The sequence below is a fragment of the Marinococcus halotolerans DSM 16375 genome (genome assembly GCF_000420725.1).
Taxonomy (GTDB): domain Bacteria; phylum Bacillota; class Bacilli; order Bacillales; family Marinococcaceae; genus Marinococcus; species Marinococcus halotolerans.
Genome location: NZ_ATVM01000010.1, coordinates 23,529 through 45,230, shown reverse-complemented (window position 1 = coordinate 45,230; position 21,702 = coordinate 23,529). Strand labels below are relative to the sequence as shown.

Annotated in this window: 24 protein-coding genes; 9 read left to right on the top strand and 15 right to left on the bottom strand. The window is 47.2% G+C overall.

The window, feature by feature from the left end; genetic code table 11:
- Positions 1-12: 12 nt before the first annotated feature.
- Genes G548_RS0108825 through G548_RS18770 form a run of 3 tightly spaced genes read right to left on the bottom strand, consistent with a single transcriptional unit; the run spans position 13 to position 2,363 of the window.
- Positions 13-453, bottom strand: coding sequence for an ACT domain-containing protein (locus G548_RS0108825; protein ID WP_425411521.1), 441 nt, complete (start codon positions 451-453; stop codon positions 13-15).
- A gap of 55 nt (positions 454-508) precedes the next feature.
- Entirely contained in the window at positions 509-1,798 is a 1,290-nt protein-coding gene (gene obgE, locus G548_RS0108820) for a GTPase ObgE (RefSeq protein ID WP_022793787.1), read from the bottom strand.
- A 22-nt stretch (positions 1,799-1,820) separates the two neighbouring features.
- Complete coding sequence (locus G548_RS18770) at positions 1,821-2,363, bottom strand: Spo0B C-terminal domain-containing protein (RefSeq protein WP_022793786.1); 543 nt, start codon at positions 2,361-2,363, stop codon at positions 1,821-1,823.
- Positions 2,364-2,551: 188 nt separating this feature from the next.
- On the opposite strand from G548_RS18770, the gene G548_RS0108810 reads away from it, so the two are divergent.
- Positions 2,552-3,505 (top strand): agmatinase family protein, encoded by a 954-nt coding sequence (locus G548_RS0108810; RefSeq protein WP_022793785.1) that lies wholly within the window; start codon positions 2,552-2,554, stop codon positions 3,503-3,505.
- 49 nt (positions 3,506-3,554) lie between these two features.
- Here G548_RS0108810 and hemH read toward each other — a convergent pair whose 3' ends face one another.
- The 4 genes from hemH to liaF form a co-directional block, all read right to left on the bottom strand.
- A complete protein-coding gene (gene hemH / locus G548_RS0108805) occupies positions 3,555-4,487 on the bottom strand; it encodes a ferrochelatase (RefSeq protein ID WP_022793784.1) in 933 nt (310 codons plus the stop codon).
- Positions 4,484-5,536: a uroporphyrinogen decarboxylase gene (gene hemE / locus G548_RS0108800; protein WP_022793783.1), complete on the bottom strand. Its 1,053-nt coding sequence runs from the start codon at positions 5,534-5,536 to the stop codon at positions 4,484-4,486. Before hemE ends, hemH begins: the two co-directional genes overlap by 4 nt.
- Positions 5,537-5,713: 177 nt before the next feature.
- The gene (locus G548_RS0108795) at positions 5,714-7,870 is read right to left on the bottom strand and encodes a transglycosylase domain-containing protein (RefSeq protein WP_022793782.1); all 2,157 of its coding nucleotides are present in this window, start codon (positions 7,868-7,870) and stop codon (positions 5,714-5,716) included.
- A gap of 68 nt (positions 7,871-7,938) precedes the next feature.
- The gene (liaF, locus tag G548_RS0108790; protein WP_022793781.1) at positions 7,939-8,730 is read right to left on the bottom strand and encodes a cell wall-active antibiotics response protein LiaF; all 792 of its coding nucleotides are present in this window, start codon (positions 8,728-8,730) and stop codon (positions 7,939-7,941) included.
- A gap of 251 nt (positions 8,731-8,981) precedes the next feature.
- Here liaF and G548_RS0108785 point away from each other — a divergent pair, with 251 nt between their 5' ends.
- Positions 8,982-10,118 carry a M20 family metallopeptidase gene (locus tag G548_RS0108785; RefSeq protein ID WP_051143851.1) on the top strand — a complete coding sequence of 379 codons (1,137 nt, stop codon included), beginning with the start codon at positions 8,982-8,984 and terminating at the stop codon, positions 10,116-10,118.
- A gap of 46 nt (positions 10,119-10,164) precedes the next feature.
- Here the strand turns inward: G548_RS0108785 and G548_RS0108780 are convergent, their stop codons facing one another.
- Both G548_RS0108780 and G548_RS0108775 read right to left on the bottom strand, forming a co-directional pair.
- The gene (locus tag G548_RS0108780; protein WP_022793779.1) at positions 10,165-11,376 is read right to left on the bottom strand and encodes an ABC transporter permease; all 1,212 of its coding nucleotides are present in this window, start codon (positions 11,374-11,376) and stop codon (positions 10,165-10,167) included.
- Complete coding sequence (locus G548_RS0108775; protein WP_022793778.1) at positions 11,373-12,119, bottom strand: ABC transporter ATP-binding protein; 747 nt, start codon at positions 12,117-12,119, stop codon at positions 11,373-11,375. The genes G548_RS0108780 and G548_RS0108775 overlap by 4 nt, the downstream gene beginning before the upstream one ends.
- A 176-nt stretch (positions 12,120-12,295) precedes the next feature.
- On the opposite strand from G548_RS0108775, the gene G548_RS0108770 reads away from it, so the two are divergent.
- From G548_RS0108770 to G548_RS0108750, 5 genes are all read left to right on the top strand, one after another.
- Positions 12,296-12,724, top strand: coding sequence for an HIT family protein (locus tag G548_RS0108770; RefSeq protein WP_022793777.1), 429 nt, complete (start codon positions 12,296-12,298; stop codon positions 12,722-12,724).
- Between the two features lie 34 nt (positions 12,725-12,758).
- Positions 12,759-13,844: a 3-phosphoserine/phosphohydroxythreonine transaminase gene (gene serC, locus G548_RS0108765; protein WP_022793776.1), complete on the top strand. Its 1,086-nt coding sequence runs from the start codon at positions 12,759-12,761 to the stop codon at positions 13,842-13,844.
- A gap of 177 nt (positions 13,845-14,021) precedes the next feature.
- Positions 14,022-14,381, top strand: a complete 360-nt coding sequence (locus G548_RS0108760) for a hypothetical protein (RefSeq protein WP_022793775.1) — start codon at positions 14,022-14,024, stop codon at positions 14,379-14,381.
- Between the two features lie 39 nt (positions 14,382-14,420).
- Positions 14,421-14,984 (top strand): HTH-type transcriptional regulator Hpr, encoded by a 564-nt coding sequence (locus tag G548_RS0108755; RefSeq protein WP_022793774.1) that lies wholly within the window; start codon positions 14,421-14,423, stop codon positions 14,982-14,984.
- A 184-nt stretch (positions 14,985-15,168) separates the two neighbouring features.
- A complete protein-coding gene (locus tag G548_RS0108750; RefSeq protein ID WP_022793773.1) occupies positions 15,169-15,717 on the top strand; it encodes a DUF3267 domain-containing protein in 549 nt (182 codons plus the stop codon).
- Positions 15,718-15,755: 38 nt separating this feature from the next.
- On the opposite strand, the gene G548_RS0108745 is transcribed toward G548_RS0108750, so the two are convergent.
- Positions 15,756-16,325, bottom strand: a complete 570-nt coding sequence (locus G548_RS0108745; protein WP_022793772.1) for a YpmS family protein — start codon at positions 16,323-16,325, stop codon at positions 15,756-15,758.
- Between the two features lie 162 nt (positions 16,326-16,487).
- On the opposite strand from G548_RS0108745, the gene G548_RS0108740 reads away from it, so the two are divergent.
- Complete coding sequence (locus tag G548_RS0108740; protein WP_022793771.1) at positions 16,488-16,673, top strand: hypothetical protein; 186 nt, start codon at positions 16,488-16,490, stop codon at positions 16,671-16,673.
- Positions 16,674-16,793: 120 nt separating this feature from the next.
- On the top strand, positions 16,794-17,717 hold the full coding sequence (locus tag G548_RS17765; RefSeq protein WP_022793770.1) for a peptidylprolyl isomerase: 924 nt from the start codon (positions 16,794-16,796) through the stop codon (positions 17,715-17,717).
- Positions 17,718-17,741: 24 nt separating this feature from the next.
- Here the strand turns inward: G548_RS17765 and G548_RS0108730 are convergent, their stop codons facing one another.
- From G548_RS0108730 to G548_RS17760, 5 genes are all read right to left on the bottom strand, one after another.
- The gene (locus G548_RS0108730; RefSeq protein ID WP_022793769.1) at positions 17,742-19,121 is read right to left on the bottom strand and encodes a sensor histidine kinase; all 1,380 of its coding nucleotides are present in this window, start codon (positions 19,119-19,121) and stop codon (positions 17,742-17,744) included.
- Entirely contained in the window at positions 19,118-19,807 is a 690-nt protein-coding gene (locus G548_RS0108725) for a response regulator transcription factor (RefSeq protein ID WP_022793768.1), read from the bottom strand. Before G548_RS0108725 ends, G548_RS0108730 begins: the two co-directional genes overlap by 4 nt.
- Positions 19,808-19,964: 157 nt before the next feature.
- The gene (gene yidC, locus G548_RS0108720; protein ID WP_022793767.1) at positions 19,965-20,729 is read right to left on the bottom strand and encodes a membrane protein insertase YidC; all 765 of its coding nucleotides are present in this window, start codon (positions 20,727-20,729) and stop codon (positions 19,965-19,967) included.
- A gap of 35 nt (positions 20,730-20,764) precedes the next feature.
- Positions 20,765-21,034 carry a hypothetical protein gene (locus G548_RS0108715; RefSeq protein WP_022793766.1) on the bottom strand — a complete coding sequence of 90 codons (270 nt, stop codon included), beginning with the start codon at positions 21,032-21,034 and terminating at the stop codon, positions 20,765-20,767.
- Between the two features lies 1 nt (position 21,035).
- Positions 21,036-21,692 (bottom strand): lytic transglycosylase domain-containing protein, encoded by a 657-nt coding sequence (locus G548_RS17760; RefSeq protein ID WP_022793765.1) that lies wholly within the window; start codon positions 21,690-21,692, stop codon positions 21,036-21,038.
- Between the last annotated feature and the right edge of the window lie 10 nt (positions 21,693-21,702).

The following is a 21,702-nucleotide window of genomic DNA, read 5'->3' as shown; positions in this document are numbered from 1 at the left end:
CCTTTCTACTCTTTACAGCGATCCGGACCCGACTATTTCAGCCTTTTCCACAAATTCCATTTCCTGAATTTTGCGTACAAAGTCACGGATTTCCAGACTGAGCGCCGACGTATCCACAGTCAGCGTGATATTTGCCCGCCCCTGCAGCGGGATCGTCTGATTAATAGTAAGCACATTTGAATTTGCTTCCGCTACAATACGCAGCAGCTCCGACAGGGAGCCGGAGCGATCGGCGAGCTGGATCGATAATGTAATAATCTGCTCCTGTATCATCGTATGAAACGGAAAAATAGCATCCCGGTATTTATAAAAAGCGCTGCGGCTCAGATCTACATGCTGTACCGCCTCTGCCACCTTCTGCACCTTTCCGCTTTCAAGCAGTGCTTTTGCTTCCAACGTTTTCTGCATTGCATCTGTTAACAGATCTTCCCGTACAAGATAGAAATGATCAATTCTGTCTGCCACTGCTTTCACCACACTCTTTTATACTCTGATTTATACTGACTGGTTACCCATCAACAAATTCAAACTCAAAGTCCAGCAGCCTTACTGTATCTCCGTGTTTAGCCCCTCGCTCGCGCAGTGCTTCATCGACGCCCATGTTGCGCATTTTCCTGGAAAAGCGCTGCATCGAATCTTCGTGGGAGAGATCCGCCATTCTATAGTGTTTTTCGATGTCCGGTCCGTACAGTACATAAGCACCGTCGTCGGCTCGGCCAATATAAAACGGAGCTTCTTTTTCATCGAGCGTGTACACCACTTTTTCTTCCTGGTCCTCTTCATCATATAAATGAAAGGCAGGGGTCGTTTCCACCAGATCTGCCACTCTCTGCAGAAGCGGCTGAATACCCTGCTTTCTAAGGGTAGAGACAGGAAATACTTCAATGCCTTCCGGAAGCTTCTTTTTAAACTCTTCAAGCTGTTCCTCTGTGCCCGGCATGTCCATCTTGTTAGCCATTACTACCATTGGGCGTTCAAGCAGCCGGAGGTTGTGCTCCCGCAGCTCCGCATTGATCTGCTGGAAATCCTCAAACGGATCACGGCCTTCGAGTTCACCGGCCATATCCACAATATGCACAAGCACCCGTGTCCGTTCAATGTGCCGTAAAAATTGAGCTCCGAGTCCAACGCCTTCATGGGCTCCGGCAATAAGCCCCGGGAGGTCCGCCATGACAAAGCTTTTCCCTTCACCTGCATCCACGACGCCGAGGTTCGGCTTTAGTGTAGTAAATGGATAATCGGCAATTTTCGGACGGGCTGCTGATACAATAGACAATAGCGTCGATTTACCAACGCTCGGAAAACCGACGAGACCAACGTCTGCCAGTACCTTCAGCTCAAGCTGAATGTCTTTTTCCTCCGCCGGCTCGCCTTTTTCGCTGATTTCCGGGGCCGGATTGGAGGGAGAAGCAAATCGTGTGTTTCCACGGCCGCCCCTTCCGCCTTTTGCCACTACCACCCGTTGTTTATGCTCTGTTAAATCCGCAATCATAACCTCAGAGCTGCGGTCCCGGATAATAGTGCCCGGCGGTACACGGACAATTAAATCTTCGCCGCCTCTGCCGTGCTGGTTTTTGGATCTTCCATTGTCGCCGCGTTTTGCCTTAAAGTGGCGCTGATACCGGAAATCCATCAATGTCCTGAGCCCTTCATCCACTTCAAAAACTACATCTGCGCCTCTGCCTCCGTCGCCTCCGGCCGGTCCGCCGTCCGGAACATACTTTTCCCGACGAAAGGCGACCATGCCATCTCCGCCATCGCCGCCTTTTACATATAAATTTACGTGATCTACAAACAACTCTTTCACCTCATTAGTATTCTTACTGACCGCCTGCTTGATCGACAATGACGCAATATAGGTGCTCTGTGCTTACTTCTATATATTCAATCATATCTATCATTACGGACTCTTTTCGTATCCACTGTTCAAGCCTCTCGGGACTCTTTAATTCACCTTCAAAATCGAGCTCCAGACACGGAAGCCCGCCATCGTTCTGGTTGATGGAAATTTCGAGGTGGTTATTTCTCGTTCGCTCGGCCTGTTCATCAATGCGTGCTGCCAGTCCTTGAAAAAAACCAGTCCACTTCTGATCGTCCGGCTCGGCACTGAACGTATCCTCCACCTCAAAATCAATGGAAAACCAGTGCTCCTGCCAATGGAACGTGATCAGCTCTACAGCGAACGCCGGAGCCTGTACATTTGACAGCTTGGCTTCATGGGAAGCTTTGAAGGTGGTTTTTTCGATCACTTTCTGAAGCTCTTCCACTTTACCAAGCGCAGCGTGTGTTTTCAGAAGCTGCAGGACATTCATCCAGTCATGACGGGAATGCTTCAATACTTCTAATTTCTCTTCAGCCTTCATAGGTGTTACCGCCTTTCCACTTCCCTGCGCTTGTGCTGCTGTACAGTTTGTTCCACTGCTTCGAACGCAAAACTACTCACATATGGTACACTTTATTGTATCACATGTCACGTGGTAAACGTATCAGGGCATAGACACTTCTTCACTCCCTATACATTGAAAATCACACACAGAGAGGGTGCTGACATATGGACCGACCACTCATTTACGGAAATACACCGACCTTCCTTCACGCTTCTTCAGTAGCAAAGGATTTATCGCAGGCAGCAAACTACCAGGCCACTATCTACGGTGTGCCGTGGGAGGGAGCGGTAACCTGGGGGGCTTATACAGGCTGCGAGCTTGGACCGAAGGTGATCCGCCAGTGCTCTGAGCGCTACAGCGGCTATCTGCCTGAGCTTGACGGCATCGATGTACTCAGCCACTACAGCCTCGCAGATGCCGGAGACGTTTCCACCACGCCGGCCGACGTTGCGGCCACGATGGAAACAATCCAGTCATTTGCTTCTTCTTTATGGACATCCGGCACGTTTCCTGTCGGTCTCGGAGGCGACCATGGCATCACATATCCGGTCGTACGGGCGCTTGGTGAAACTACCGGGAAAAAAATCGGCATTATTCATATCGATGCCCACTTTGATAATAACGATGAATCGATGGGCGACGAGTTCGGGCGCGGCTCCCCGTTTGCACGCCTGTATGAATATGAGCAGGTGAGAAATAAGAGCCTTGTGCACCTTGGCATCCACGGCCCCCGCAATAAAGCAGTCAATGGCAGATCCGCCAAAGAAGCGGGGGCTGTTACGATTACTATCGATAAAATCCGCAATGCTCCGGATTTAAAAACGTTTGCCAGGGAAGTCTATGAGACCGCTTCTGAAGGGACCGATGAAGTATATTTAAGTATCTGCAGCGATATTTTAGACTATGCCTACAACCCCGGCGGCCCGGCAGATGCCAACGGACTCCATCCCGAACAGCTGCTGACTCTCATTCACGAATTCGGTGTTCACGGCCTCTGCGGCATGGATTTTGTCGAAGTCTACCCGCAGCAGGACCAAAATGATTTTTCCTCCCACTTTGTCACCCTGGCTGTCCTTTACGTACTTGCCGGCAGATTAAAGCAGGAAGGAAAAGCATAACAATACAAAGAGGCGTCCTTTCATCATTTTGAAAGGACGCCCTTTTACATTACGAGGAAACCTTCTGTTCCACTAAAGCATCAATCGCGTCGCCGAGCGCCTCTAAAAATTCACGCTGGCTGTTCGGCATTTCCGGCCGGTAGTATGCCGCCCCTACACTGTCGCAGGCGTCTTTACATTCAACATCATTATCAAACAATACTTCGAGATGATCGGCTACAAATCCAACCGGGCAATAGACAAATGACTCATAGCCATGTTGATGATGCAGATCCTTCGTTAAGTCCTGCACATCCGGTCCAAGCCATGGATCCGGAGTATTCCCTTCACTCTGCCAGCCGATATCGTAGTGCTGAACATTGGCGCGCTCTGCGATCCATTGGGCGGTTTCTTTCAGTTGTTCCGGATACGGGTCTCCTTTGGCGATGATTTTTTCCGGCAGGCTGTGAGCAGAAAAAATAACACACGTTTTCTCTTCATCAAGCCCGTCAAGCATGGCGCGAACCCGTTCAGCCCAGTAGTGCAGAAATTTCGGCTGGTCGTACCAACTTTCTACGCTGTGAATCGCCGGGCCATTGATCCGGGAGGATTCCTCCTGGGCCCGTCCATTATAAGATTTTACGCTGAAAGTCGAAAAGTGCGGCGCCAGGACGATGCTGTACGCCTCTTCGATCCCGTCCTTTTTCATTTCAGCAACAGCATCCTCGATAAACGGGTCAATATGCTTCAACCCGATATAAACGTGAAACTCCCGTTCCGGGTGACGTTCGTTCATCACCCCGCCCAGACCATAGGCCTGATCCTCCGTAATTTTTGCAAGCGGGGAAACCCCGCCAATTGCTTTATAGCGGGAGACAAGATCCTCCAAAGCTTCTTCGGACGGTTTGTTCCCGCGCCGGATATGAGTGTAATAGCTTTCGACTTCGTCGAGGCTTCTCGGCGTTCCGTAAGCCATCACCAAAAGGCCGGTTTTCTTTTTCATTGTCTTCCCTCCAACTGTTCTTTCGAATATTCATGAACGAAAGCTGTTAAACGTTTCAATGTATCAGGCTTCACATCCGGGAATACACCGTGTCCCAAATTAAAAATAAATCCGGGATGCTGAATGCCCTCATCAATAATAGCGGCAGCTCTTTTCTCTATTTCCGGCCACGGAGCAAGCAGCAGGCTCGGATCCAGGTTGCCCTGCAGCGTTTTGGTGATGCCCCGGTTTCTTGCTTCAAGAATTGAGGTCCGCCAGTCCAGTCCAATTATAGAGAGCGGCAGGTCGTTCCAGTCTTCAAGCAGATGGCCGGCACCGACTCCAAACATGGACACTGGTACATTCTTTCCTTCTAAAGCGGCAAATATTCTGGTCATGACAGGCTTCACATACTGCCGGTAGTCGGCGGCGTTTAAGGCACCGACCCAGGAGTCAAAGATTTGAATAGCCTGGGCTCCGGCCTCTACCTGAGCACCAGCGTACCGAATCACCATGTCACCGAGCGTATCCATCAATGCAAACCAGGCGTCCGGCTGCGAGTACATGAAGCTTTTCGTCCGGTGGTAGTTTTTCGACGGCCCGCCTTCAATCATGTAGCTCGCCAGGGTAAACGGGGCCCCGCTAAAGCTGATTAACGGCACACTCAGCTGCTGGCGCAGAAGCTTGATTGTTTCAAGCACGTAGTCGATATCCTTTTCCGGCTCAAGCGTTCCAAGCCGTTTTACATCGGCCAGCGTTTCAATCGGGCGATCAATCACCGGACCGATGCCCGGTTTTATCTCTACGTCTACGCCGATAGACGGCAGCGGTGTCATAATGTCTTTATATAAAATAGCCGCATCGTTTTGATACTGTTCCACCGGCAGCCGGGTTACATAGGCACACAGTTCGGGGTCATGAGTAATTTCCACCAGCGAATACTTCTCTTTTAATTTACGGTATTCGGGCTGTGACCTCCCCGCCTGACGCATGTACCATACCGGGACATGGCCGGTATAGTTTCCCCGTGCTGCTTCTAAAAAAGTATTATTGTATAAGGTTTCTTTCATTTTTGGGCACTTCCTCTCTGCCTGCTCACCACTCAAGTTCGCACAATCACCTTTTCTGTTTTTACCATAACCTGTTCGTTCCTGTCATGTATAGTGCATTTTAGCAACATTCATAAAAAATTCATGAGTACGGTGTACAAATAAGGCAGCCCGCCAAGGCTGCCTTTTAAGTCGCTGTTACCCTCCAATTCCAAAAATAGAACGGGCCTGTACCTCTGCTGTATTCGAATCTTCACCTTCCTGGTTTGTCGGTTCGTAGGAAGGGACAACAATATACTCTCTTAAATTAAATGGATTTGCATTTTCGATCGTGTAGCTCCCCTTTCCGCGGACCTGGTCGATTTCTTCGCGTTCTCCGTCTGTCACTTCGTAAATCGTGTAATTAACGCGATCGTCTTCAGATGCTTCCCACGTAAGCTTCACGTTTAAGAAGCCACCACCGGTAAATGTCAGGTCCCCTTCAAGCGAATCAATTTCCGGAAGCTCCACAGGCTCTTCCAAATCACGTACACCTTCAGGTTTTTCAAATTCCACCGCGCTGCTTCCAGCGGGGGTCTCGTTTAAAATAGATTTAAACAGCTCCACCGCATGAGAGCTTCCACCGGTTAAATAATTATCTTCGGTTGTCTGGTCATAGCCCATCCAGAGCGTACCAGTCCACTGCGGCGTGTAGCCGGCGAACCAGGCGTCTCTCGCCCCGTCTTCGACTGCTTCAAACGAAGTCGTTCCTGTTTTGCCGGCTAAATCGTAGGAGGTGCTTCCGGCTGATGCTGTGCCATTTTCCACTACATTTTCGAGCATACGGGTCATATACCATGCATTCTGCGGGTCCATCACTTCCTGCTCTTTTGTTTCATTTTCCACGATAATATTTCCGTTACGATCTTTTATGTTCGTAATAAAATACGGCTCTGTTTTTGTGCCATTGTTTGAAAACGTCGTATACGCTTCTGTTAACTGCGACGGAGTAACTCCGTTTTCAAGACCGCCAAGGGCCGTGGCGAGGCCGTCCCCCTGGGGCTCAATACCTGTCTTTTCCAAAAAATCATCCGTAGCGCCGCGGTCAAGCTTGTCGTAGAGCCATACTGCTGAAGTATTGATGGACTGCTCGAGCGCTTCGCTCATTGTCACTTCGCCCTGGTATTCCCCGCTGTTATTTTTCGGAGAATAGCCGTCGTAATCCAATTGTTCATCCTGAAGCGTTGAATAAGGCTCGTATTCTCCAGATTCGAGAGCTGGTGCGTATACAGCCAGCGGCTTAAACGCAGATCCCGGCTGCCGCTGCACTTCCGCCCGGTTCATCCCCTGGCGTTCATAATCCCGGCCGCCCTGCACTGCGACAACTCCGCCGCTGCTGTGATCCATCATAAAAAAGGCACTCTCCGCATCCTCCGAGCCGTCCGGATAATACGTATCTTCCTGCATCAGGCTGTAGGAAGCCTGCTGCATTTCCTCGTTCATCGGCACCTGAATCGTGTAGCCGCCTTTATAAATTTCTTCCGGTTCAATGTTGTATTTCTCCTGAGCTTCTTTCATGAGCATGTCCACATACGTATAGTATTCCGGGTGGGTCTGCTGCTCCTGAAGCCCGGAAGGAAGAGACGCAGAAGTTGCTGCCGCTTTTTCTTCTTCTGATATGTACCCTTCACGCTCCATAATAGCGATGACGGTATCTCTTCGCTCCTTAGCCTCCTCAGGCTCATCCACCGGCGAATAATTGCTGGGTCCTTTTACCATAGCCGCAAGCATAGCGCCTTCTTCGACGTTCAATTCAGAAGCGTCTTTTCCGAAATACTGCTGGGAGGCAGACTGAATGCCGTAAGCTCCGTGACCGAAGTATATCTGGTTTAAATAGTAGCCCATTACCTCATCCTTGGAGAATTTCTTTTCAAGTCCCATAGCAATCAGAACTTCCTTGGTTTTACGCAAAAAGGTCTGGTCGCTCGAGAGAAAAGCATTTTTCGCCAGCTGCTGGGTAATCGTACTTCCGCCCTCGACAATTCCACCAGCTAAAATATCACGGTAAAGCGCACGCGCAATCGCTCTTGGGTCTATACCGCGGTGGTCATAAAACCTAATATCTTCAATGGAAATAAATGCTTCTTTTACATGATCCGGTATTTGTTCTTCCTCGATCACTTCCCTGTCCTCTGAATACAGCTCCGCCAATTGTTCTCCACTGTCATCAACTATTGTCGTTGTTTCATTCATCGTCAGCTGCTTTTCACTGATCGCAGCAGCGCCGATTACAACGGAGGATAAATATATGCCAAAAATCAAAAGAAAAGCAGCTGCAGCTATCAGCAACCGTTTTCCCCATTTCCGTTTATTCATGAGCTCTGCCACCCTCGCTTTTCACACAAATATTTCACCCTGCTTTAGTCGGCAGACATTTCGTTAAGTTACACGGAAACAGCTGGATGCTTTGCATACTTAACCTGTATGCTGCCAATGACAAGCTCTGCCTGGATATTTAACGTTACCTCAGTATGCTCTTTCGCCCTGTGTTCGACCTTCATCGCCGCCTTCAGACCCTCTTCCTTATACCCGAGCACCTTCGTTTCTCCAACAATCGTCTTTGCGTCGACGTTAACGTCCCAGTTTTCCGGGACAAAGAGTTTGATACTTCCGACCATTCCACTAATTCTTACAGGCACTGTCTCTTCCTCTGTTTTGGCTTTCGAAAAATCTATAATTACTTCACCCGCTCCGTACTGGACGGCAGCTTCATGGATTCTGAAGGGTTTCTTTATATACACACACTGTCCTGCCAAAAAGCGGTGATGTGACGGAATCTCCCGTTCCTGCCCGGCCCGGCGTACCTCATGCGAGTAGGAGGTGCTTCTTTTGTTCCGGTTTTTTTCTTCAGTTGTATTCAGATCTTTATCGATATCTATTTCTCTTTTCGAGCTGCTCCACCAGAAATAAAACAGCACAATACCCGCAAGGAAGAGTACAGTAATTACCGCTGAAAATATAAAAGGCACATCCGCCCGGTTGGATACATGCAACAGAGCGAGACCGACAAACATAGCACTGAGCCAGTAATTCCGCTGGTATACAAAAAAGCACGCAAGGCATAGCGCTATGATAGGCCATATGAACAAACTTGCATCAAAACCAAGCTGTGAAGAAACAATACTTACGCCGGCAATGATAATACCCAGTCCTATAAAACCGGTTCTTTGGCTCATGCTTTCTTTCCGCCCTTCTTCTGTTGATTTTATAAATATACGCAGCAGGCTGTCTGCCCGTTCCAGATTTCCTGATTTTATTTTCCAGAAAGGATCATGTATGATAAGAAAATACTATACAGCTTTTGTATCTATTATACGCTACTCCTAAGTGGAGACATACCTATTTTCATTCTGTCTCATTATGTTTCAAAAGGATGTGAACCTTTGTGGATAATTTATTCAGCAGATTAGAAGAGCTTTACCCGGAAATGGTGGAGATACGCAGGTATCTGCACCAGCACCCTGAGCTTTCCTTTGAGGAAGAAAAGACGCCAGCCTACATAGCCGATTATCACCGGCAGCTCGGGCATGAGGTGCGCACCAATGTAGGCGGGCGCGGTGTTACCGCCGTGCTCCGTGGTGAAAAGCCCGGTCCCGTCATCGCTCTCCGGGCGGATTTTGATGCCCTGCCTATCCAGGAGGACACCGGCCTTCCTTTCGCTTCAAAGACGGACGGTGTGATGCATGCCTGCGGTCATGACGGCCATACTGCGTACCTGCTTGTCCTCGCAAAAGCTCTGCAGGAAGAAAAGCACAGCTTAAGCGGCACTGTCGTTTTCATCCACCAGCACGCGGAAGAATATGCTCCCGGCGGCGCAATTGAGATGATTCAGGACGGCTGCCTTGAAGGGGTAGACGTCATTTTTGGCACGCACTTATGGGCGACGGTGCCTTATGGAACTGTCCAGTATTGCGAAGGCCCGATGATGGCTGCTTCAGACCGTTTTCATATTACGATTCGCGGCAAGGGCGGACACGGGGCCCAGCCGCACCTTACCAAAGATGCCATCGTAATTGGCTCCCAGGTGGTCACCAGCCTGCAGCAGATTGTCAGCCGCCGGCTCGACCCGCTTCATTCCGGAGTGCTGTCCGTCGGCTCGTTTGAAGCTGTCAACGCCTTTAACGTAATTGCCGACAGCGCGAAGCTTACCGGCACTACCCGCTGCTTTGATGAAAACGTACGGGACGTGTTCGAAGAGGAAATCGGAAAAATTGTCCACGGCACCTGCGAAGCCGCCGGAGCCGAAGCCGACTATGAATACCTGCGCGGCTATCATCCGGTAGACAATCACCATAATGAAGCCCGGTTCATTGCTGAATGTGCTGAAAAAACGGAGTCGGTGCAGAAGACAGAGTATATGAGCCCCTCGATGGCTGGAGAGGATTATGCGCACTACCTCCAGCATGTAAAAGGCACCTATTTCTTCACAGGAGCCGGCCATCCGGACTGGGAAACAACGTACCCCCACCATCATTCGAAATTTGATATTGATGAACGGGCTATGCTCACCGCAGCCCAGGTCATCGGAAGAGCCGTTTTGGATTATCCCGCCACTTCTTCATAACCAGCAGGCCCCCTTTCTCTTAACCGGAAAGGGGGCCTGCCTTCGTTTACACCATCTCTTTTTGCTTTCTCCGGGTAACCCACCGGGGATAATACAGAAGAAGGAGGACCACAAATAAAGCAAGTGCTGCCGTCACTAAAAGCGACTGCCCAATCCAGGCGTGAAGCAGAATGATTCCCGCTCCCTGGACCATCAAAAGCGCTCTCGTAAACGTAATAAACGCCTGTTCCTTCCACCTGAGAGGTACAGGATAAAGATCCGGCCAGTCAATGGTCGCATAGTGGCTTTTTAGTGCCTGCAGCTGTACAGCGGTCATATAAAGAAACAAGCCGCCAATCCCAAGACGCATCCATTCCGGGGCAAAGGCGTACATGACCAGACCGCAGACTACAAGCAGACGGATAAACATGCCTGCATATTCTCCCGAACGCACAAAGGCCTTGCCATACAAATACAAATACGTATTTTCCTGCTTGTGGGTAAATTTATCCACAAGTGACGCCAGCCAGCGCCGGCGTTTAATTTTCACTTCTATATGGGGTACTTCTGCAAATGACTGAACAAACCGGTAAAATTTAGCCAGCTGATGGTTCTCGGCTTCAAGAAGCACCTCCCAGCGCAGCAGCATGGAAGCAGAACGTCTCTTCACCAGCTGCCAGTGCCCGATCACTCCCAAAAGACCGGCGCCTGCAAGAAAAATGCTTCCCCACCAGGCAGCAAGCATTAAAAGAGCCGGCCAGACCCAGCGTACCGCTGTGGATATGTAACGATGAGTATGATCATGCCATTTCCATTCTTCCCATTTAATAAATGTGGTTAGAAAGGTTATTACGAGCAAAAGCAGCAGCATCCCGATATAACCCGCGCCTCCGGCAGCGGTACGTTCCTGAATAACCGGGCCGAGAACAATATACACGGCCAGCACTTCCACTCCCTGCAGAGCCGCTGAGTAACGAATCGATTTTTTGAAGAATGGGGCCATCCGTTTTTCAAGCGGAAGCAGAAATACAAGGTCTCCGGACTGGACAAACGGCCTGATCGGACCGCGAAGCGTTAATACAGAAAAAATCAGCCAGAGAGCAATCACCACCCACGGAGACTGCGGGAGCCAGTCCAGAAAAGCCGGATAAAATACTGCTCCGGCAAACAGGAGAATATACAGCGCAAACATAAAACCGCTGTTTCCGATTAACCGCAGGTAACGGCCGGCCTTTCCCCAGAAGGCTCCTGCTCGCTCGTTCCACCATTGTCCGGTCATGATGTGATTTCTCCTTTAGTCACCTCGATATACAAATCATCAAGGTTCGCTCCAGGCATTCCCGCCTGCTCCTGGATTTCCTTCATGGTTCCTTTCAAAGCGACACGTCCTTCATGCAGCAGCACAAATCGGTCACAATAGCGTTCTGCGGTCGCCAGAATATGCGTGGACATTAAAATCCCTGCTCCGTTCTCTTTCATTTCCACCATCATATCGAGCAGTGATTTAATGGCTACCGGATCGAGCCCGACAAACGGCTCATCGACGACGTACAGCTTGGGCTCTACCAAAAAGGCGCACATGATCATCACCTTCTGCCTCATTCCTTTGGAAAAATGGTTGGGAAACCAGTTTTTCCGCCAGCTCATCTGGTAGGTTTCCATCAGCCTTTCACTTCGTTCTTCCCAGACACCTTCAGGCACCCCATACGCCATTGCTGTCAGGCGCAGATGCTCCCAGAGGGTCATCTCTTCGTATAATATAGGCGATTCAGGAATGTATGCCAGCTGTTTACGGTAAGCCTCTGCATCCTCATGGATAGTTTTACTATTAATGTAGATTACGCCCTCCGCCGGCTCCATCAGTCCGAGAACATGCTTGATTGTCGTGCTTTTCCCGGCGCCGTTCAAGCCTATTAAGCCGACGATTTCTCCGGGGTCCACATCAAATTCCAGATCATGGAGCACCGGCTTATGGATATTGTACCCACCCGTAATATGATTGATATTGAGTAGTGCTGTCATACAAACGCTCCTTCAGCTAAGTAAAATACAATCTTTTTATATTCTACACAGTTTCACTGTATTTTGTATATTTTTGCAGGGAATTCATTTCTTCTTACATTTCCATTTAATTCTAAACTGTAACTACGTATAATAGGATAGTAGATATACTTACGTTTAGAAAGGAGATTAACACTATGGCACACAATGATGACTGCATTTTCTGCAAAATAGCAGCCGGGGAAATTCCCGCTTCTGTCGTTTATGAGGATGACGACCTTCTGGCATTTATGGACCTGGGACAAACAACGAAAGGCCATACCCTCTTAATCCCAAAGGATCACCAGGAAAACATTTACGAACTCCGTCCCGAAACTGCGGCGGCTCTTTTTAAAAAAGCCCCTGATATCGCGAACGCTATTAAGGAAGCCTTCCAGCCAGACGGCATGAACCTTCTAAACAATAACAACAGCGTAGCATCACAGTCCGTTTTTCATTATCATCTTCATTTTATTCCACGTTATTCGGAAAACGACGGGTTCTCTTTTACGTTTACCGATAATAACGACCAATATACAAGCGCTGATTTAGCCGATATGGCTAAAGGGATTGCCGATCGTTTATAGAAAAATAAATATGGATGGCTAAAGGAGAGATCATATGTCACGCGCATATAATTTTAATGCAGGACCGGCTGCTCTGCCGGACGAAGTTTTAGAAAAAGCCCAGAAGGAAATGCTTGATTTCAATAATACGGACATGAGCGTTATGGAGCTCAGCCACCGGAGCGCTGATTATGAAGCAGTGCATAACCAGGCGCAGGAGAGGCTTCGCAGCCTGCTCGATATTCCGGAGGATTACGAAGTACTGCTTCTGCAGGGCGGAGCCAGTCTGCAGTTTTCGATGCTTCCGATGAACGTCCTCCAATCCGGGGAAACGGCTAACTATATCTTAACAGGATCCTGGTCGGAAAAAGCGCTAAAAGAAGCACAGATGATCGGCCAGACCCGGGTAGGGGCTTCGGCAAAGGATCAAAACTTCACCCATATCCCAGATGTTGACGCCCTTCAGCTCGACAGCCGGGACAAGTATGTACACATTACTACAAACAATACTATTTTTGGCACGCAGTGGCAGGAGCTTGACTATAACTGGCTTTCCCCGGTAGTTGCCGATATGTCGAGCGATATTCTAAGCCGTCCGGTGCCGGTCTCCTCGTTTGGGGCCATTTACGCAGGAGCCCAAAAAAACCTTGGTCCGTCCGGCGTCACCGTCGTCATCGTCAAAAAAGACTGGGTCAGCCAGGCTCCCGGACATACCCCGACTATGCTGCGCTACGATACCCATGCGGAAAAGAATTCGCTTTTCCATACCCCTCCGACATTCGCTGTGTACCTGCTGAATGAAGTACTCGGATGGGTCGAAGAACGGGGAGGCGTCCTTGGCATGCAGCAGCGCAACAAGGAAAAAGCAGCTCTCCTGTATGACACTATTGACGGGAGCAATGGATTTTACCGGGGCCATGCCGAAACGGACAGCCGCTCCTCCATGAACGTCACCTTTAATCTTCCTAACGAAGAGTTAAATAAACAATTTTTAGCTGAAGCTAAGCAGGCTGGCTTTGTGGGATTAAACGGTCACCGATCTGTTGGCGGATGCCGGGCTTCCATTTACAATGCTGTCTCAAAGGAGAGCTGTCAGGCCCTGCAGGACTTTATGCTTACCTTTCAAAAAAATCACCAGTAGGTTTTTAATCAGCGGATAATTCCGCTGATTATTTTTATAAAATAAAAATTTTAGAGTCATCGCTTCGTTCGATGCTCTTGAAATTGTTTGAAATTCTTTATTTTTTCCCTGAATTCACCTATACTACTATTAAAGAATAATATATTAAAAATGTATTTCAAGGAAGGAATGAGGCGGATGGATTTGAAATCTCTTTTTGCCGGTATATTCACAGGATCGTTAGCTAGCAGTTTAATTATACTTTTTACTACCCCTGCTTCCGGTCCTGCCGTACGCCATTCCATTAAGCACTCGGAATGGAATCGCCCCGGCTTGAAATCCTCAACAAATAAATCAGCCATGGAAGACTGGCAGTATGCTGCTACAGAAGGCTTTCAGGCGTTCGATGTGCTTACCAAAGAAATGAAAAAGACCTACAAGCGTTACAAGCAGGAGGTTGAACCCGAAGTCGCCTCTATTCAGGAACAGGTAAAAGAAATTTCTGATTCTATTTCCCAGTTAAATAAGCAGATCAAAAAAGAAACCAGGCGTTCCTAGTCACTGATGACCCAGCTTATAAGAGAGGGGGTTCTTTAATTGGACTCTTCATTTGATGCCAAGCAGTCAATACTATTCAGCCTCCGTGCTGCACAGCTGTCTAAAGCATTATGGAAATCGGTGGAAAAAGACTGGCAGGAATGGGTTAAGCCTTATAATTTAAACATTAATGAATTTCAAATTCTTTGGGTCGCGCACCAATTAGAGGGCGCTTCCGTTTCCGGGATTGCGAAGTTCGGGGTTATGCACGTTTCAACAGCATTTAATTTTTCGAAAAAGCTGGAAGACCGGAGCCTGTTAAAATTTTCAAAGAAAACGAATGATAAACGCAATACGTATATCGAGCTGACAGAAGACGGTGAAAGCCTGCTTCTCTCCATCCTCGAGTCTTATGAAAAAGAAACGTTCCAGGTTTCTGAAGGAGCCCTTCCCATCAAAGAGCTGTACGGAAAATTTCCCGAGTTTTCTGAACTTATGACTATTGTACGCTACATTTACGGAGAAGAATTCATGCATTTGTTTGAAGAGTCCCTCCAGTCTTTTGAAAATGATTTTATGGATAAAGATGGAACCCTGCTTCCAGCGGACAGATCCGCCAAATAAACCTTTTACAGGCCACCTGCTCTGCTCAGGATTCCTGCATCAGCATATTGGCTTCTTTTCTCTTCTGTAGGGCGAATTGTTAGAAATTTCGTTCTATATATTTTTTTTATAACCCTATTGATTTTTTCTGCTGTTGGTATTACATTATTCAAAGTTGGGGTTTGGAGAGAGAGGAGGCCGTCGCATGAATTGCTGGAAATCAGTAAACCTACGAAAAGAAAACAACACAACAAAAATGACAATCATGTCGGTAGGATTTTCCTTTTTAACTTTTATGTTTACTTTTTTAATCTTTAGTTCGCTGCAGCCGGAAACACAGCTAAAAGGTATCGGCCTGGAAGTTCTTCTTTTAATAATGCTTATGATCTACCCTCTGCATTCTATTTTGCACGCCGTACCGCTTTGGATGATTGGTATCGCCACAACCTGGAAATTTGACAGAGACCGCAGGAAACAGCTTCCTGTGATTAAATACAGCTTCAGTAAACCAGTATCGAGAAATATGTACGTTATCGCAATGATCAGTCCGTTTATAATTCTTGGGACCGCAAGTATTGCAGGTGCCGTACTCATGCCCGGCTATATGCATTACTTTCTTATTATTTTTTCATTAAACAGCGGCATGGCTCTTCACGATTTTGCTTTTATCCGCCAGCTGGTAAGAGCTCCAAAACACTGTACAGTGGAACGAAAGCTCGACGGTATGGATATTGTATTGAAGCAGCCTTCTTAAGTAAAAAATCCCGGCGCCATTTAGGCACCGGGATTTTTTTATCTTCCTACGACAAAGACAATTTCGTCTTCCTCGAGGTTGACTCTCTCTGCCCGCACAGTGTACTCTTCATCTTCACTCCACTGATCAAGGCGTATTCTGATCGTTTCTTCTTCCGGATTAATCTGGACAAACTCCGGAAATTCCGTCTGATTCTGTACGACTGTCAACACTTCCGGCCCTGGCAGCGGCAGTCCTGCAATGGAGAAATCATCCTTTTGCAGTTCGACATTCCCGTTCTCTAAAGCCTCCGGCACAAAACTCAGTTCAATATCAATTTCGCGACCAAGAAGCTCAAGCGCAGAAATAATCTTAAACTGACCGTCTTCCACCACTAAGTCGGCTCTTTCGTTTTCCATTTCTGCTTCTAAAATATTATTTACCTGGGCAGAATTTGTTTCCCCGGTAAAATACGGTTGAAATTCTTCCTCTTCAGAAGTCTGCGGTTCTGTTTCGCTGGATCCGCTCTCCTGGTCCAGAGAAGCCCACCAGAAGACTACTGCACCAATAATAATAACGTTGATAACTAAAAGCAGAATGAATAAAATTTTCCATATGTTCCGCGTCAAGCAGATCCACTCCTTTTTTCTTGTAACAACTGCTTTTTCACTATATCATGTTCGACAAAAACGTTATAGATATAATATCTTTTTTCTATCCTCCTCGTGGTTCTGCCTATCTTTTTGCCTTATGATTTGTTATGGTAGTATCGTTAGGAATGGGGGAATTTTATGTTTATTCTTTTCTTTATTGTGTTCGCTGTTGCTTATCTGTTTATCATGAACTCCATGACCAATAAGTTTGTAACCCAGCGGGAAGTCCCGGATGAAAAACAGCCGAAGGTCTTCAACACCATCAACATACTTGTGACCATCCTGTTGATTTCATCGTATGTTGAACTTCTTTTGGCAGCCTGAAGCTGAGAATTCGATCCTATTGTATTTTACAATAGGATTTTTTACATTAATCGACATTTTTAATCTTTTTAATATGGTACAATATCAAGGTACCATGAACATACATAGGGAGCTGGAGAAATGAAAAAATATATTTTTACAGCCGCAGGGATCAGCGGTGCCCTTCTGCTCGCCTCCTGCAGCAATGAAGGCAGCGCAGCAGGAGACGAAGCGATTGTTGAAGTGAACGGCGAAAGTATCTCTGAGCAGGATTTGATGGATGATTTAAAGAACAACTACGGAGAAAGTGCTTTAAACAATCTTGTCCAGCAAAAAGTATTAAATGATAAAGCCGAGGATCTGGATATTTCAGATAAACAGGTAACTGAGGAATTCAAGTCTATGAAAGAGCAGTACGGAATAGACGATAACGATCAATTCCTTCAAACTATACAGGAAAATATGGGCGTGCAGGTGGAGAGCGTTAAAGCTTTCAAGGAACAATACGTAAAGCCGCAGATCGTGGTGGACGAGCTCGGCTCCCAGAATGTTGACGTAACCGAAGAAGAAATGAAAAATTATTACGAAGAAAATAAAGACGATCTTATGCAGGTCGAAGCAAGTCATATTCTTGTTGAAAGTAAAGAAGAAGCAAACAAAATAATCAAAGAACTCGAAGGCGGCGCAGATTTTGCTGAGCTTGCAAAAGAAAAGTCCATCGATACCGCTTCCGGTGAAAGCGGCGGAGAGCTTGGTTATTTTGGCAAAGGTGAAATGACAGAGGCTTTCGAGGAAGCTGCCTTTAACATGGATACAGACTCCATTTCCGAAGAGCCTGTCGAAACCGAGCATGGCTTCCACATTATTAATGTGACCGGCAAAAAAGAAAGCTATAAGGAATTAAAGGACGATATCAAACAGACGCTTGAAGCCGAAGAGCAGCAGGACGGACAGCAGGTGCTGAATGAACTTATGCAGGAAGCTGATATAAATGTCGAAAACGAAGATTACGAGGACTGGGTGCAAACATTCACTGAAGCAAGTGAAGAGAGTTCAGGAAGCTGACTTCTGCACAAAAAAACCGGGGCATTACGCCTCGGTTTTTTGCGTTTTTATTTCGTTTTCTGCCGGGAGCATGATCGTAAACCGGACTCCAGTATCCGTGTTATCCGCTTCTTTTGATGCTTCGTGCAGTTCAGCAATCTGGCTTACAATTGCAAGACCCAGCCCAAACTGCCCCTTGTTTCCTTTTCTAAACGGGGTGAAAATGTATTCGAGTTCCTCTTCATTAATATTTTCCCCGTTATTTTCAACAGTAATCTCCACCCGGCCGTCCGGATGCTTTTCTGCTTTAATCCAGATACTGTCCTCTGCGTAGCGCAGTGCGTTTTCTACTAAATTTTCAAGCAGCACCCGCATGTGCTCAGCATCTGCATACATCCGTACACTTGCCCCTTCAATATAAAAACGGATATCGCTGCGCTGAAGACGGAAACGTTCTTCAATCGCATAGGCTAGTTTACCAAATATAATTTCCTCGTGTTCAATCGCCTCTGTTTTCAGCGAATCAAGCTTTGTGTAATACAGCATATCCCTGACCCTTTTATCCATACGGTTCGCTTCATCAATGATAACATCCATCGTTTTTTCCATATCTTTTTTCGGCAGGATGCCGTCTTTAACAGACTGCGCATAGGATTTGACCACCATAATCGGCGTTTTAAGCTCGTGAGAGGCATGCTGAATAAACGTTTTTTGTGAATTATCGTAACGGATTAAATTTTGACGCATCCGTTCAAACTGCTCGGACAGCTTCTGAAAGTCCTGGTCCCCTTTCCAATTAAAAGGCTCCCGCCAATTTCTCTCCGCAATCTGCTCAAAGCGGTTACCGAGCACCCGCAGTGGCTGCCGCAGATAGCGCTTCAGCCAGATCGCCGGCAGCAGACTTACTACGCTTGTAATGAGCAGTATGTACACTAAGCGGGTCCACAAACGGTTCACCATTGTGTCTCTATACGTATCCCACATGTAGGAAATCTGGAACGCTTCTTCTCCGTCCGATTCTACTTTTGTAATCACATAGAAAAGCGTGGCATCATTAAAAGTAAGCTCGTACCTCTCCCGTTCCGCATTTTGATTGCCGGCATTTTCAAGCATTTCTTTTTCCACCTCAGCCGGGGGACGAGGCTCTCCGCTGACTGTTTCATTTTCAGTAACAAAAACGTGCCCCACCGACCGCTCTGCCTCCCGTCTTTCAATAAAATCCAGATCGTCTGACTCCGGGGGCGTGAAATAATCACTCAGCGGATTAACGAGCTGAGCCTGCTCTTCTTCGATAATCCGGTACGTTTCCTCCGTCAGCGTCCCCCGGATCGAAATAGGATATACGATTATAACTGTCAGACCGACCAGAACAATAATGGCGATAAAAGAAAGCCAAATGCGCTGGGTTAAATTCACTTTCATCATGACGGCAGAACACGATATCCGTATCCATACAGCGTCTCCAGATGAATTCTAGGCATTTTCTTCCGAACTCTGCGCACAACGTCATCTACGGCCCGCTCCGAGCCAAAATAGTTTTCTCCCCATACATGCTCAATAATATCTTCCCTGGAAAGGGCTTTGCCTACCTCTTCGGTCAAAAGCAGAATTAAGTCCATCTCCTTTGTAGTCAGCTCGATATGAGCCTCGTTATTTTCAGCATCCGTTACTGTACGTGCTTCCGGATCAATATAATAGTTATTTACTTCTGTCTTTTTTGTTTCGGTCTGCGATTCACCGTACACCCGGGACAACAGTTTTTTAGCACGGATAATCAGTTCCTGGGGGAGAAATGGCTTTGCCAGGTAGTCATCGCTCCCCATTTCAAGACCGAGCACCCGGTCAAGATCCTGGTCTCTTGCGGAAATAAAGATCACCGGCACTTCCCCTTTTTTTGAAGCACGAATTTCCTTTAATATCTGGTACCCATCAGTCCCCGGAAGCATAATATCGAGCACCCACAGGTGAGGCGGTTCTCCTTTGGCCTCCAGGGCGTCTGTGCCGTTATCAAAGACGGTCACTTCCCACCCTTCCTTCTCCATGTATGGCTTCAATACCCCGGAAAGGTTTTCTTCATCTTCTACTAAATAAATTGTATATGCAGTCGTCATTTATCTCGTTCCTTCCTCTGAAGATACGTATTTCTCTATTATTATCGTAGCAGTATTATTACTCAGTTTCCACTTTCCTCTGTGTTAGACGGTATTTACGCCTCGATGTTTCTATTAAAAAAACCGCACTGCTTGTTTGCAGGCGGCTTTCTCATAGTTACGTTGTAGTTTTTTCCTGCTGGCTCTGTTCCATTTTTTCTTTGCGCTTTGTAAACACGAGAGTCTGGAAAATCATAAACACACCGCCTGTTGCCCAGTAAAGAGAAAGGGCCGACGGCAGAAAGATTCCGGCTACAATCATCATTACCGGCATCAGCATCATAATAGGTCTCATGTTTTCAGGCATGTCCTTCGCCGTAATTCTCGTTTGTAAAAACATCATGAGCCCGGCAAGGATCGGAAAAATGAAAAATGGATCCGGCTCTCCAAGGTCTACCCATAAGAAACTGTGGGCTGCGAGTTCTTCTGTACGCTGAATGGCAAAGTAAAAGGCCATTAAAATCGGCATCTGCAGCAGAATAGGCAGACAGCCCATCATTGGATTCACGCCTTCATCGCGGTACAGCTTCATCATTTCCTGCTGAAGCTTCTGTGCTTCCGCCTGGTTTTTAGAGCTGTACTTTTCCTGCAGCTCCTTCATTCTCGGCTGCAGCCGCTTCATGGCAATCGCGCTGTTCTGCTGTTTTAAAAACAGCGGTAGAAGCACAATACGGATGATAATCGTCACTACAATGATCGAAAGGCCATAGTCACCATTAAAAAATTGGGCAATCGTGATTAAAAGCCACGAAAACGGGTATACAAAGAAACGATTCCAAATTCCTTCACTATCTGCTGATATAGCTTCCTGTTCGCCGCCACAACCGGCGAGCACCAGCATTAAAACACTTAGCATTGCTATTAATTTCCACTTACTATTCACTACATTCACTCCTTCTTATTTTTCATGCTTCCAAATTATGATGAAAAATAAGAAGAGTCTTCATCATCATGCCTGCTGTCTGAGCGGTCCGGTATTTTCTTTTGTACAGTGACAAAGCGGAGAGCAGCCATCTCCGGCACCCGGCTGTAATCGTCATAGCAGACACTTGCTTCCTCATGATGGAGGGAATAAGCATTCGTACCTGTAAGATGCTGACTGACGATCCAAAGCGTAGTAATGAGCACGCTGACAAGGAGCAGCCACTCCACCCAGTTTATTTCTGCAAACGTTTCAATAAAAAACAACTTATCCCCCCTCCTCTGCTAAATGATTTTCTTCAAGACTCACCAGTTCCACTTCTTCATCATATGTGTTGTAATAATTAAGAATATCGTCCACGTACCAGTCTGCCTGGTTATATTGATATATTGCCGGCCGCACCTCACCGCCCGCTGCTCCGTTAGACGCAAGAAAGTTTGCCGCCGAATACACGGCATCTTCAAGAGCATATGGATCGGCTCTGCCATCGCCGTCAGCGTCAACACCGTAGCCTCCGTATTCATTAATCGTTTCCGGATTGGTTAGTTCCTGCTCCGGTATATCAGTACTGCCATTTCCACCGCAGCCCGGATAATTCCACCCTACAAATGTACATGGCATAAACTGCATATGTCCTACAGCCCCAACCGGGCTTTCGAGGGTGTCCATTGTGGAAAAAACAGTTTCCACCCGGTGAACCGCTGCTAAGAGGGTCCACGGAATATCATAATCTTCTCCCGCCTGTTTGTAAACAGAAATATATTCTTTTGGAACTTCATTTTCTGCAAAGTCTTCCTGGGAATTATATGTCGGTGTACTTCCATCCTGCACCGATGATGCAATAAAAACAATAGCTGCTGTGAGTAAAGCCGTTAGTGCTGTAATTAAGTAAACGTATCGATAACGCCTGGTCTTCGGGCGCACAGCGTCCCCT